The following is a 12,900-nucleotide window of genomic DNA, read 5'->3' as shown; positions in this document are numbered from 1 at the left end:
TTTTTTTATTGCTGCCGGCAGCTGACGCACATGCGTTTGAAGATCATTCGAAGCGCACCGCTGCCGTGCCTCTTTTTTTTCGGGCGCACCACCACCGTGCCCGCCAGCTTGTCGTGCCATCCCTGCTTGCGCTTGTCGAGCCCGACCCAGATCAGGCCGAGGCAGAACGGTATCGTTGCAACGAAATACCCCAGGTAGCGGATCAGATGCTGGCCGAAGCTGGGCGGCTGGCCGGTTTTGGCGTCGACAATGCGGGCGCCAATCACCATTTTCCCCGGCGTTGCATGTTTGGTGCTCCAGAAGGCGATGACAGCCACGGCCGGAAGCAAATAGGACAGCAAGAAGTTCGCCGGCCCGCTCAGCGTGACGCCCTCGGCCAGATTTTCCCGCCCGTAAATGGCGAACAGCAGCGGCAGGATCACCGCCAGCAACAGCACGCTGTCGATCAGGCTGGCCCAGGCCCTGGCCCAGAATCCGACATATTCGAGTTCGGAAGCATCATTCATTGGTGAAATCCATGTGGTTGAGGAATCGTGTTTACCGATGATGCCACATCATGTTTCCAGGCCGCCTCGCCGCATCGCCCGAGGAATTGCCCTTCGCCCGCAGTGTGTAGGTTGGACTAACGCTGTATCAGCCCAACATCTCCATCCAAAAAGACAGCGAGGCTTACCCACGTTCCGCATAGTCGGCTGCTGAACTTCAAAACCGCATGTTTGCAGTCTGTATCTTTAAGGAAACTTGTGGTAACTTGATTGGCTATTTATTAAGTTTTTATGAGTTGTATTTATAGACCCCCGTGTTACTTTCACGGGGCATCAATTTCCATAAATTGGGGTCGTAAATGATCGACAGCTTGTCTTTTGATGATTTTTTGAAAAACAATCGTATTACCAACAATAGATGGCAGCAAGCTGACATTAGTTGGGAAATCCTAAAGGCCATAGGAAAAAAACATGAGAATGAATTATCAAACCTTGAGAGTGTTGCAGAATACATTACAAAAATAATACAAAAATTTAATGATGTTCATTCCGTGCGCTGGCGCGTAAAAGCTACGGAGCACTTGTTAGCAAAAATAGTAAAGAAAAAAAGCAGATGGAATACCAAAAATATGCTGATATCAGCATAGATAATTATTTTGAAAAAGTGACAGATTTGATTGGCGTTCGCGTTCTTCATTTATTTAAAAATGATTGCTTTGCCATTAGCAAATCAATTGGCGACACTTTTAATTTAGTTGAAACTCCAGTTGCCTTTATTAGAAAAGGCGATAGCAGCGAGCTTATAAGTAAATTCAAAGAGAACACTTTTGAAGTTAAAGAGCATCAGGAAGGTTATAGATCCATCCATTTTGTAGCTGAATCAAAGCCTCAAAAGCTAACAGTGGTCTGTGAAATACAGATAAGAACAATTTTTGAAGAGGGGTGGAGTGAGATTGACCACAAAGTTAGATATCCAAACTTTTCGGATAATGCGCTTATTGGTGGTTATCTAGAAATATTTAATAGACTGGCTGGTAGTGCGGATGATATGGGAGGGTACGTATTATCGCTTGCAGATGCTGTAAGCCAATTCGACAACAAAATTCTGGAAGCAAAAACTGCAGACGAAAATATGTTTGTAGAGCAGGTGCAAGGACTGTTTTTTGGTGGAAATTTTCCCAATGCGCTAAGCAACATAGTCAAAAAGACTGTATCCGTTACTCAGAATGTCACGGGAAATCCAACTAATAATTTTAATACGGGAACTCTTAAGATAACAGTACTCAGAGACACCCCAATAGCAACCGGAACTGGAAAATTTAATCCAGTGATGAGTGGGGTTCCCACTATTAGTGTCAAATTAAAGAAAAGCCCTAGTTATTTTGATGAAGGCATGATGGTGCTTTCTGCCAATACAGGAACAACCTATGATTTTAATATCAATATGAGAGCTGTCTCATATAAAGAACCACTTCCTGCTGGCGAATATGAATTCATTTATGAAGCACGTTTTGATGAATAGATATTTGGTAAGGTCCGCGTTTTTCGGAAGATGATAGTTACCTGATATGCATTATTGAAAAGTAAGAGCAACCAACCATTGCCCAGATTTGTCTGATTTGGGGAGCCAATTAGCATCCGATGCTGATTATCTTCTCTTGGCCAATTACCGTCCGTCATCAGCCCAATATTTCGACCTTCATTGGTAAGATTGACGGTGAAAAATGGCCGGTTCTATGCATCTGCGTTTTCCAATGATGGCGCCCGGCCCGACCATGGCACAAAAAGCCGTGAACGCCTGCAGCACCGGCGTCTTATTTGCCCAGCAGCGCCAGGGTCTGGTTCCATTCCGCAGCCCATGGGTGCAAAAAATCATGCGCATTGAAAGCTCTTTTCAGGTGCGGGATGGGGACACGGTACACATCGTTTAATCCCAGCGCCAGCGTGACCGGGTTCCACAGCGCCTTGTTTTTTGCCTTTCTGGCGCTGCCTTTCACCCTTGCGCCCTCGTCGCCGAAGATGCCGCCGCCGCTGCCAAGGGCCTGCTCCAGATCGATTTTCAGCAGGCCGGCAAAGGCCGTCAGCACCTGTTCCCGGCTGATGCCGCTCCGCGATTCTGTTGCTGCCGCAATTTTGACGGGCTCGGTCTCGCGCTTGAGCGTGCTGGCCAGGCGCTGCAGATCCTTTTTCAGAAAACGCAACTCATGCAAGGTCCTGCGAAAGCCCGGGGGCTTGAGTTGCGTCACTATCTTATAGGCGTCTTTCGTGATCGTGATTAGCACGCCTTCGCTGCCGGCGGCAAGCCGCCGTTCCACGCCAGCCTGAACGAGCGAGCGTCAGTTGCCCGCAGGCTCTGCCGGTTTTGCGCCAGCGTCGATGCCCCATTCGAGCCAATCCTCTCCGAACAGCTCAACCGGGTGCTGCGTGCGCTCGGAGCCGTTGCCGCAGGCCAGTGAGTCGACCGGACAGTACTTGTCGCATCCCCAGCAGATTCGCTCGGGATGCTCCGGATTCACGGGAAATTTTTTTGCCATGGCAAGGGACCTGCTGCAGATTGGTGGCGTTCCGGCCTATCGGCCGGGAGGCGTTTATCCGTTAATCAACGCGTTAACCGACGGTGTATCCGCCATCGACGACGATTTCCTGGCCATAGATGTTTTTCGCCGCGTCCGAAGCCAGGAAAACGGCGGTTTCGGCAATGTCTTCGGGCTGGCCGAATGCGCCTGGCATTAATCGCGCAGTGATCTTTTCCGCGACTGCGCCGAGTACCTCGGGCGGCAGACCGACCGAGCCCCACAGGGGAGTGGCGATCGGGCCCGGCGCGATCGAATTCACCCGTATGCCCTTGGGCGCGAGTTCTGCGGCCAGTGTCTGGGACAGGGATTTGAGCGCCGCCTTGCTGGCGCTATAGATTGCCAGTCCAGGGAAACCCACCTGGGTCAGGAAGGTCGTAATGAACTGGATCGAGCCGCCCTTGCGTATGTGCGGTACAAACAGGCGCGCTGTCTCGGCGGCGCCGAACAGGTTGACCGAAAACTGCGCCGCGAATGCGTCTGCCGTACTGTCCTCAAAGGAAACAACGCGGGCTATGCCGGCATTCGGCACCAGGATATCGATTGCGCCAACAGTATCCACTGCGGTCTTGAGCAGGCGTTCCAAGTCTTCCTGCCGGGTGACATCGCCGCTCACTGCGATCACCTGGCCCGGATGGGCCGCTTCCAGTGCGTGCAGGCGGTCGCGATTGCGCGCAAAAGCGACAACCTTCGCACCTTCGGCAACAAAGCGTTGAACAATCGCGAAGCCGATACCGCTGCTCGCCCCGGTTACCACTGCAATCTTGCCTTCCAATCGTTTCATCTGCACTCCCGAAAAAAGTTGTTTGCATTGCGGTGCCATCGATCGCTACTCTAGCATAAGATTCATTTAAAATATATCTTATGATGTGCGGCTGTATTTTGCCGCAGCCGGCATGTCGAAAGCCGGGCATTCACATCGTAATCGGATATGTGCCCCCTGCCTGCGGCCGGCCTGGCGCAGGCAGGGGCACTGCCGGACTGACGCTGCGCATGCGGTTTCCAAGCGTTTATCTTGGTAAAATTCCCCATTCGCGCCGGTCTCTCGCCCGAAGCGCGTAATGGACACATCGGAAAGGCACTCAATTGATGCGCTTAAATAAGTTGCGGTCGCTGCTGCGGGAAGAATTGCGCCACCTGACGACGATCAACGCCAGTGACCGGCTATGGCAGATGCCGTTCGCCGCGGCGCTTGCTTCGGGCCTGCCGCTGCTGGTCGGCGCGTATTTCAATCGGATGGATTACGGGTTGGTGTCGTCGCTCGGCGGGCTCGTATTCCTGTATCTGCCCAGCACGCCGCTGCATCACCGGATGGTATCGGTGATGGCGTGCGCGTTTGGCATGAGCGCCTGCTATGCGCTGGGGCTGATGAGCCACTTCTTTGCGCCGGTAATGATGCTGGTGCTGGCCTTTATCGCCATCCTGGTGACGATGGTCTGCCGCTTTTACGTCCTGGGGCCGCCGGGCAGCCTGTTTTTCATCATGACGGCGTCGATCGGGGCCTATTCGCCGGTGGCGGTATTGCAGCTGCCGCTGATGGTGGGCCTGATCACCATGGGCAGCCTGCTGGCCTGCCTGATCGGGTTTTTCTATAGCATTCATATGTTGCGGCTGCAGGCGCCGAAGCCGGTGGCGCTGTTGCCGTCGCCGAGCTTCGATTTCGTGGTGTTCGATTCGGTGGTGATCGGCGTGTTCGTCGGCATTTCGCTGGCCGCGGCGCAGGCGCTGCATTTGCAGAAATCCTACTGGGTTCCGGTGAGTTGCCTGGCCGTGATCCAGGGCGCGTCGATGCGTGCGGTGTGGAACAAGCAACTGCACCGCGTGCTCGGCACCGGCATCGGCCTCCTGCTGTCCTGGGGGCTGTTGCTGCTGCCGCTGGACAAATGGAGCATCTCGCTGACGATGATGGTGCTGACCTTCGTGGTCGAGTACACGGTGGTGCGGCACTACGCCTTCGCGGCCATCTTCATCACGCCGCTGACGCTGCTGCTGGCAGAAGCGGCCACGCTGGGGCAGGGTTCGCCGACGACACTGGTCCAGGCGCGTTTTTTCGATACTGTGCTGGGGTGCTTCGTCGGCCTTGTCGGCGGTATCTGCCTGCATAGCCCGCGCTTTAGGGATGTGGTGGGTCGCCAAATCCGGCGCCTGATTCCGTCGCGTCTTGTGCCATGAACGGTTTGGCGGTATCGCAGACGTTGCTGCCCGCCATAAATCATGGTTGCAGAGCGCCATTCCCTCGATATCGGTGCGGTAGTCGCGCTGCCGGGCTCCTTTTGATGTCACACCTTCAGATAATCTTCCTTCGATCCCAGCCAGCGCGCCAGATGGGCGCGCACGATACGGGCGCTGTCTTCTGATTTATCCTGCAACAGGAACTGGGCGACGTCGCGCGCTTTTTCTACCAGCCATTGATCGGTTTCCAGATTGGCGAAGCGCAGCATCGCCTGGCCCGACTGGCGCGCGCCGAGGAATTCGCCGGGACCGCGGATTTCCAGGTCCTTGCGGGCGATTTCGAAGCCGTCGGTGGTTTCGCGCATGATCAGCAGGCGCTGCCGGGCCACCGGGCCCAGCGGGCCCTGATACAGCAGCAGGCAGGCCGAGGCCGTCGCGCCGCGCCCGACCCGGCCGCGCAACTGGTGCAGTTGCGACAGGCCGAAGCGTTCCGCGTGTTCGATCACCATCAGCGACGCATTCGGCACGTCGACCCCGACTTCGATCACGGTGGTGGCTACCAGCACTTGGGTTTCGTTGCGGATGAAGGCGTCCATCACCGCCTGCTTTTCGGCCGGCTTCATGCGCCCGTGCACCAGCCCGACGCGCAAGGTCGGCAGCGCTTCGGCCAGCGTGGCGTGGGTGTCGGTGGCGGTTTGCAGCTCCAGCGCTTCCGATTCCTCGATCAGCGGGCAGACCCAGTACACCTGCCGCCCTTCCAGCGCGGCGGCGTGGATGCGCTCGATGACTTGCTCGCGCCGGTTCTGATCGATCGCGCGGGTGACGATCGGGGTGCGGCCGGGCGGCAGTTCGTCGATCACCGAGACTTCGAGGTCGGCGTAATAGGTCATCGCCAGCGTGCGCGGGATCGGCGTGGCCGACATCATCAGCTGGTGCGGCAGCGCCGGGCCGGTACCTGCTGGCAAGTCGGCTGATGCTGCCGTGCCATTCGCGGTGGTTCCCTTGTTGCGCAGCGTCAGACGCTGGCCGACGCCGAAGCGGTGCTGCTCGTCGACGATCACCAGGCCCAGATTGGCGAATTGCACGGTGTCCTGGATCAGCGCATGGGTGCCGACCACCAGTTGCGCCGCGCCCGATTCGATCAGCGCCTGGGCTTCGGCTTTTTCCTTCTTCTTCAGGCTGCCGGTCAGCCAGGCGACGCTGACGCCGAGCGGTTCCATCCAGCCGGCCAGCTTGCGGAAATGCTGCTCGGCCAGGATTTCGGTCGGCGCCATCAGCGCGGCCTGGAAGCCGCTGTCGATCGCCTGCGCGGCGGCCAGCGCGGCGACCACCGTCTTGCCGCTGCCGACATCGCCCTGCAGCAGGCGCTGCATCGGGTATTCGGCCCGCAGGTCGGCGCGGATCTCGGCCAGCACCCGCTGCTGCGCGCCGGTCAGCGCGAACGGCAGCGTCATCAGGAACGCGTTCGACAGCTGCCCGACCATGTCCAGTTTCGGCGCGCCGACCGCGCGCCGCGCCGCCTGCGCGCGTTTCATCGACAACTGCTGCGCCAGCAATTCGTCGAACTTCATGCGCTCCCAGGCCGGATGGGTGCGCTCGGTCAGCGTGTACTGGTCGATGTCGTGCGGCGGGTTGTGCAGCAGCCGGATCGCCGGCTCGAACTCCATCAGCTCCAGCCGCTGCCGCCACAGCGGCGGCAGGGTGTCGCGCCACTGCACCCGATTGAGCGCTTCGTTGATCGCCTTGCGCAGGATCGCCTGCGACAGGCCTTCGCCGGCCGGATAGACCGGCGTCAGCGCCTGCGCCAGCGGCGCGCCGGCAGTGACGAGCTTGAAGCCCGGGTGCACCATTTCCGGCCCGAAGAAGCCGTGCCGGACCTCGCCGCGGGCGCGGATGCGGCGCCCGATCTCCATCTGCTTTTGCTGGCTGCCGTAGAAATTGATGAAGCGCATCAGCAGCTGGTGCCCGCTGTCGTCGGCAATGGTTACCATCAGCTGCTTGCGCGGCTTGAACTGCACCTCGCAGCCGGTGACAATGCCTTCCACCTGCGACGGCTGGCCAAAGCGCGCTGCCGCTTCGAGGATAGTGACGATCTCGGTTTCGTCTTCATAGCGCGCCGGCAGGTGCAGCACGAAATCCATGCCGCTGCGCAGGCCGAACTTGGCGAATCTTTCCGCCAGTTTGCCGGGCTTCTTTGGCGCCGCAGCGGTCTTTTTTTTCGCTGCTGACGCTGCTACCGGTGCGCTTTCGCTGTGCGCGGCAGGCGTCGCAACATCAGGGTTTTGCTCGGGTGTCGGCATGATCGGGCTTGAATCTGGCTCTAAAGCGTAAAATAGCGGGTTTTCCTGCGCTTATTGTAAAACGAACTGCGCTTTGCACGGCAATAAGGCTGTAATTTAATACAGTGCTTTGGCGCTTCGCCGGTCATGTTGCCAGTCCCATTGTTAGAAGCTAGAACGCATGCAAGCCACTTACTCCCTATCCGATTTCGATTTCGCGCTGCCGCCGGAGCTGATCGCGCAAACGCCGCTGCCGCAGCGCACCGCTTCGCGCCTGCTGCACGTCGAGGGCGAGACCCTGATCGACCGCCAGTTTGCCGAGATCGCCGATCAATTCACTGCCGGCGATCTGCTGGTGTTCAACGATACACGGGTGCTGAAAGCGCGCTTCTTCGGCGTGAAAATCACCGGCGGCAAGGTCGAGGTGCTGATCGAGCGCGTGCTCGACAACCGCACGGTGCTGGCGCAGATCCGCGCCTCCAAGTCGCCGGCGATCGGCAGCGGCATCCGCCTGGCCGACGCCTTCGACGTCGCGGTCGGCCTGCGCTCCGGCGAGTTCTACAAGCTGACTTTTCCATCCGACGTATTCGAACTGATCGACGCGCACGGCCGGTTGCCGTTGCCGCCGTATATCGAGCACACTGCCGACGCCTTCGACGAAGCCCGTTACCAGACCGTATATGCGAAGGCGCCAGGCGCGGTCGCAGCGCCGACCGCCGGCCTGCATTTCGACCATGCGCTGCTGTCGCTGTTGCGCGCCAAGGGGGTGAAGTTCGCGTTCGTGACGCTGCACGTCGGCGCCGGTACCTTCCAACCGGTGCGCACCGAGAACCTGGCCGAGCATCAGATGCACAGCGAGTGGTACACCATTTCGCAGGCCACGGTGGACGCGGTGCAGGCGGCCAAGGCCGCCGGGCGCGACGTGGTCGCGGTCGGCACCACCAGCCTGCGCGCGCTGGAGTCGGCTTCGCAAAGCGGCACTTTGCAAGCCGGCAGCGCCGATACCGCGCTGTTCATCACGCCCGGCTACACTTTCAAGACGGTGACGCGCCTGATCACCAATTTCCACCTGCCGAAATCGACGCTGCTGATGCTGGTCTCGGCCTTCGCCGGTTATGACACCATCCGCAACGCTTATTCCCATGCGATCGCCCAGCGCTATCGTTTTTTCAGCTACGGCGATGCCATGCTTCTGACCACAAAAAACCATGCTTGATTTCAAACTCATCAAGACCGACGATAGCGGCCAGACCGCGGCCCGCCGCGGCCGCCTGACCCTGAACCACGGCGTGATCGAAACCCCGATCTTCATGCCGGTCGGCACCTACGGCTCGGTCAAGGCGATGTCGCCGGTCGAGCTGAAGGAGATCGACGCCCAGATCATCCTCGGCAATACCTTCCACCTGTGGCTGCGGCCGGGCGTCGAGGTGCTGAAGAAGTTCGGCGGCCTGCACCGTTTCATGGGCTGGGACAAGCCGATCCTGACCGATTCCGGCGGCTTCCAGGTGTTTTCGCTGGGCGCGATGCGCAAGATCAGCGAGGATGGCGTGAAGTTCTCGTCGCCGATCGACGGCAGCAAGCTGTTTTTGTCGCCGGAAATTTCGATGCAGATCCAGCGCGCGCTGAACTCCGACATCGTGATGCAGTTCGACGAATGCACGCCGTATGAAATCGACGGCCGTCCGGCCACCGTCGACGAGGCGGCCAGGTCGATGCGCATGTCGCTGCGCTGGGCGCAACGCTCGAAAAACGAATTCACCGAGGGCGAGAATCCGAACGCGCTGTTCGGCATCGTCCAGGGCGGCATGTTCGAGCACCTGCGCGACGAATCGCTGGCCGGGCTGGAGGAAATCGATTTTCCCGGCATCGCGATCGGCGGCCTGTCGGTCGGCGAGCCGAAGGAGGACATGATGCGCATGCTGGCGCACGTCGGACCGAAGCTGCCGGTGCACAAGCCGCACTACCTGATGGGGGTCGGCACGCCCGAGGATCTGGTGGCCGGGGTGGCCAACGGCATCGACATGTTCGACTGCGTGATGCCGACCCGCAATGCGCGCAACGGCTGGCTGTTTACCCGTTTCGGCGACATCAAGATCAAGAATGCGCGCTACAAGGAAGACGAGTTGCCGCTGGACGAGACCTGCGAATGCTATGCATGCCGCAATTTTTCACGCGCCTATCTGCACCATTTGCACCGCAGCGGCGAAATCCTGGGCGCGCGCCTGAACACCATCCACAACCTGCACTATTACCTGCAGCTGATGCGCGAGATGCGCTCGGCGATCGATGCGCAGCAATTCCCGGCGTTTGTGCGGCGCTTCAAAACCGAGCGCGCGCGCGGGATCTGATCCTGCAATTTTCAATATAAAAAGCCCGGGCCGCCAGTTTGTTGAAAACTAGGCGGCCCCGGGCTTTTGCAGTCGAGCTTTATTTCTTAATTATTTAGCTGGCGCTGCTTCTGGCGCTGCCGCTGGAGCTGCTGCTGCTTTTTTCGCCGCTGCATGCTTCATTTTCTTGGCGCGTTTGGCCTTTTTGTGGGTTGCTTTTTTCGCAGCTGCTTTGGCTGGTGCGGCTGGTGCGGCGGCTGGTGCGGTTGCAGCAGCAGGTGCTTCAGGAGCTGCAGGAGCTGCTGGCGTAGCTGCAAAGGCTGTGCCCATTGCGAAAGTAGCGGCGATCAGGGTGGCGATAAGTTTGTTCATGCTAAATTCCTTTTGGTTGGGTCCGTAGACAATCGCTACGTATTGCCGATAACGCGGCGCTTCCGGGCCCGGTTGACAGCGATTGCAAATAATTTTCAAGCGGGCAACGGCCGGACCCAGTGTTACTGCGGCGCGCAATCCTGCCGGTTTATCCCGGGATGCGCCGGAGGCTCCATCAAATAATGGATACTGGCGGGGTATATTTTAAAATAATCGATTTATTGCTTGAATTCATTGCGGCGTTAAAAAATACAGCAGGCTGTATATATTTGCTGCCGGATCCCTGTCAGGCTCCGGCGCAGGTTTCTCCGGTCGCTGCAGGATGGCGCACCGGAAAACCTATTTCCGAATGCTAAAATGCCTGCCTGTTTATAACAACCCAGTGGAGTACGTCTTGTTTATTTCCAATGCATTTGCACAAGCAGGCCCGGCAGAGGCCTTGGGCTTGAGTAGCAACCTGACCAGTTTTTTGCCGATCATCCTGATGTTTGCGGTGATGTATTTCCTGATGATCCGCCCGCAGATGAAGCGTCAGAAAGAACAGAAGGCCATGATGGCGGCCATCGCCAAGGGCGATGAAGTGGTCACCAGCGGCGGCATGCTGGGTCGCGTTGCCAAGGTTACCGATGCCTATGTGACACTGGAAATCGCCAGCGGTACCGAAATCGTGATCCAGAAGGCGGCCATCGCCACACTGCTGCCAAAAGGCACGATCAAATCGATTTGATGCTGCGTGTGCCGGTGCGCGCAACGAGCGGCACCGGCCATTCAAGTCTCCCAGGCCATTCTGCCCGGCGGCCAACCCTGAACATTGAATCAATATGAACCGCTATCCCCTCTGGAAGTACCTTGTTATCGCCTTTGCGCTGGTGCTCGGCGTTTTGTATACATTGCCGAATTTCTTCGGCGAGTCACCCGCAGTGCAAATCAGCAGCGCCAAAGCCACCATCAAGGTCGATGCCGGCCTGGTTGCGCGGGTCGAGCATATTCTGCGAACCGGCGGCATGGCGACCGGCGGCGTGGCCTTCGAAGCGGTCGGCAATCAGGGTTCAGTGCGCGCCCGCTTCGCCGATCCCGACGCCCAGTTCAAGGCCAAGGCCTTGCTGGAAAAAGAACTCAATACCGATCCGGCGGATCCGGTGTACATCGTCGCCTTCAACCTGCTGCCGAATACGCCCGGCTGGCTGCAAAGCCTGCATGCGATGCCGATGTACCTCGGCCTCGATTTGCGCGGCGGCGTGCATTTCCTGATGGAAGTCGACACCAAGGCGGTGCTGAACAAGCGCCTGCAGGGCTTGCAGGCCAGCGTGCGCAGCATTTTGCGCGACAAGAACATCCGTCACGCCGGCCTGACCCGCAGCGCCGATACGCTGGAGCTGCAGTTCCGCGATCAGGCCACGCTGGACAAGGCGCAGAACGAGCTGGCTTCGCAACTGGGCGAACTAACATTCAGCGCCAGCGGCAGCGGCAGCGAACTCAAGCTGGCAATGGGCATGAAGCCGGAAGCGCTGAAGAAGACCCTGGATGACGGCGTGCAGCAAAACATCACGACCCTGTCCAAGCGCGTCAACGAGCTCGGGGTGGCCGAGCCGATCATCCAGCGCCAGGGCGCCAGCCGGATCGTGGTGCAGTTGCCGGGCGTACAGGACGTTTCGCGCGCCAAGGACATCATCGGCCGCACCGCCACGCTGGAAGTGCGGATGGTCGATGAAACGGTCACCCGCGGCACCGAAGAAACCGCCGCGATCCCGTTCGGCTCCGAACTGTTCAAGGTCGGCAAGGGCGCGCCGGTGGTGCTGTACAAGGAGCCGATCATTACCGGCGACTATATCTCCAGCGCCAGCGCCAGCTTCGATCAGAATCACCGGCCGTCGGTCAGCGTCGACCTGAACGGCGACGGCGGGCGCCGCATGCGCGACGCCACCCGCGGCAAGATCGGCAAATCGATGGCGATCGTGCTGTTCGAGAAGAACCGCGGCGAAGTGCTGACGGTGGCGACCATCCAGGATGAACTCGGCGCGCGCTTCCAGATCACCGGGGAAGGCTCGTCCGAAGCATCCAGCGACCTGGCGCTGCTGCTGCGCGCCGGTTCGCTGGCGGCGCCGATGGAAATCATCGAGGAGCGCACCATCGGCCCGCAGCTCGGTGCCGAAAACATCAAGAAGGGCTTCGACTCGACCATGTACGGCTTTCTGGCGGTGGCCGCTTTCATGACCGTGTATTACATGCTGTTTGGCCTGTTCAGCGTGCTGGCCCTGTCGACCAACCTGCTGTTGCTGGTGGCGATCCTGTCGTTGCTGCAGGCGACCCTGACCTTGCCCGGAATTGCCGCGATTGCGCTCACGCTCGGGATGGCGATCGACGCCAACGTGCTGATCAACGAACGGATCCGCGAAGAACTGCGCGCCGGGCACTCGCCGCAGGTGGCGATTGCGATGGGCTTCGACCGGGCCTGGGCCACCATTCTGGACTCCAACGTGACCACGCTGATCGCCGGCCTGGCGCTGCTGATCTTCGGTTCCGGCGCGATTCGCGGCTTCGCGGTGGTGCATTGCATCGGCATCGTGACCTCGATTTTCTCGTCGGTGTTCGTCTCGCGCGGCCTGGCCAACCTGTGGTACGGCCGCAAGAAGAAGCTGACCAGCCTGTCGATCGGGCAGATCTGGAAGCCGGAACATTGAACCGCGCAGGC

The 12,900-nt window shown here is 58.9% G+C and carries 13 protein-coding genes; 7 read left to right on the top strand and 6 right to left on the bottom strand.

The annotated features are described in order from the left end of the window. Window positions 1-5 precede the first annotated feature (5 nt). Window positions 6-506, bottom strand: coding sequence for an RDD family protein (locus HMCN_RS0108665; RefSeq protein ID WP_025917015.1), 501 nt, complete (start codon window positions 504-506; stop codon window positions 6-8). Window positions 507-844: 338 nt separating this feature from the next. Between HMCN_RS0108665 and HMCN_RS19215 the strand changes: the two genes are divergently transcribed. Beyond that, on the top strand, window positions 845-1,132 hold the full coding sequence (locus HMCN_RS19215) for a hypothetical protein (protein WP_155837494.1): 288 nt from the start codon (window positions 845-847) through the stop codon (window positions 1,130-1,132). Beyond that, complete coding sequence (locus HMCN_RS18275; protein WP_051566867.1) at window positions 1,099-2,007, top strand: RelA/SpoT domain-containing protein; 909 nt, start codon at window positions 1,099-1,101, stop codon at window positions 2,005-2,007. The genes HMCN_RS19215 and HMCN_RS18275 overlap by 34 nt, the downstream gene beginning before the upstream one ends. A 292-nt stretch (window positions 2,008-2,299) precedes the next feature. On the opposite strand, the gene HMCN_RS0108655 is transcribed toward HMCN_RS18275, so the two are convergent. From HMCN_RS0108655 to HMCN_RS0108645, 3 genes are all read right to left on the bottom strand, one after another. Next, window positions 2,300-2,800 carry a hypothetical protein gene (locus HMCN_RS0108655; RefSeq protein ID WP_025917014.1) on the bottom strand — a complete coding sequence of 167 codons (501 nt, stop codon included), beginning with the start codon at window positions 2,798-2,800 and terminating at the stop codon, window positions 2,300-2,302. Window positions 2,801-2,821: 21 nt separating this feature from the next. After that, window positions 2,822-3,019: a DUF3079 domain-containing protein gene (locus HMCN_RS0108650; RefSeq protein ID WP_025917013.1), complete on the bottom strand. Its 198-nt coding sequence runs from the start codon at window positions 3,017-3,019 to the stop codon at window positions 2,822-2,824. A gap of 73 nt (window positions 3,020-3,092) precedes the next feature. Continuing rightward, window positions 3,093-3,842 (bottom strand): SDR family NAD(P)-dependent oxidoreductase, encoded by a 750-nt coding sequence (locus HMCN_RS0108645; protein ID WP_025917012.1) that lies wholly within the window; start codon window positions 3,840-3,842, stop codon window positions 3,093-3,095. A gap of 305 nt (window positions 3,843-4,147) precedes the next feature. Between HMCN_RS0108645 and HMCN_RS0108640 the strand changes: the two genes are divergently transcribed. Next, entirely contained in the window at window positions 4,148-5,230 is a 1,083-nt protein-coding gene (locus HMCN_RS0108640; RefSeq protein WP_025917011.1) for an FUSC family protein, read from the top strand. A 107-nt stretch (window positions 5,231-5,337) separates the two neighbouring features. Here the strand turns inward: HMCN_RS0108640 and recG are convergent, their stop codons facing one another. Beyond that, entirely contained in the window at window positions 5,338-7,530 is a 2,193-nt protein-coding gene (gene recG / locus HMCN_RS0108635; protein ID WP_025917010.1) for an ATP-dependent DNA helicase RecG, read from the bottom strand. Window positions 7,531-7,690: 160 nt separating this feature from the next. On the opposite strand from recG, the gene queA reads away from it, so the two are divergent. Both queA and tgt read left to right on the top strand, forming a co-directional pair. After that, window positions 7,691-8,725, top strand: a complete 1,035-nt coding sequence (gene queA, locus HMCN_RS0108630; RefSeq protein ID WP_025917009.1) for a tRNA preQ1(34) S-adenosylmethionine ribosyltransferase-isomerase QueA — start codon at window positions 7,691-7,693, stop codon at window positions 8,723-8,725. Continuing rightward, window positions 8,718-9,857, top strand: coding sequence for a tRNA guanosine(34) transglycosylase Tgt (tgt, locus tag HMCN_RS0108625; protein WP_025917008.1), 1,140 nt, complete (start codon window positions 8,718-8,720; stop codon window positions 9,855-9,857). Before queA ends, tgt begins: the two co-directional genes overlap by 8 nt. A 90-nt stretch (window positions 9,858-9,947) precedes the next feature. On the opposite strand, the gene HMCN_RS18635 is transcribed toward tgt, so the two are convergent. Continuing rightward, window positions 9,948-10,307, bottom strand: a complete 360-nt coding sequence (locus HMCN_RS18635) for a hypothetical protein (RefSeq protein WP_193366402.1) — start codon at window positions 10,305-10,307, stop codon at window positions 9,948-9,950. A 250-nt stretch (window positions 10,308-10,557) separates the two neighbouring features. On the opposite strand from HMCN_RS18635, the gene yajC reads away from it, so the two are divergent. Beyond that, a complete protein-coding gene (gene yajC, locus HMCN_RS0108615; protein ID WP_081801458.1) occupies window positions 10,558-10,935 on the top strand; it encodes a preprotein translocase subunit YajC in 378 nt (125 codons plus the stop codon). 94 nt (window positions 10,936-11,029) lie between these two features. Further along, on the top strand, window positions 11,030-12,889 hold the full coding sequence (gene secD / locus HMCN_RS0108610; protein WP_025917006.1) for a protein translocase subunit SecD: 1,860 nt from the start codon (window positions 11,030-11,032) through the stop codon (window positions 12,887-12,889). The last annotated feature ends 11 nt before the right edge of the window (window positions 12,890-12,900 follow it).

The sequence above is a fragment of the Herminiimonas sp. CN genome (assembly GCF_000622895.1).
Classification (GTDB): Bacteria; Pseudomonadota; Gammaproteobacteria; order Burkholderiales; family Burkholderiaceae_D; genus AVCC01.
The sequence above is the reverse complement of the archived record's forward strand: the minus strand, read 5'-3'. Positions and strand labels throughout refer to the sequence as shown.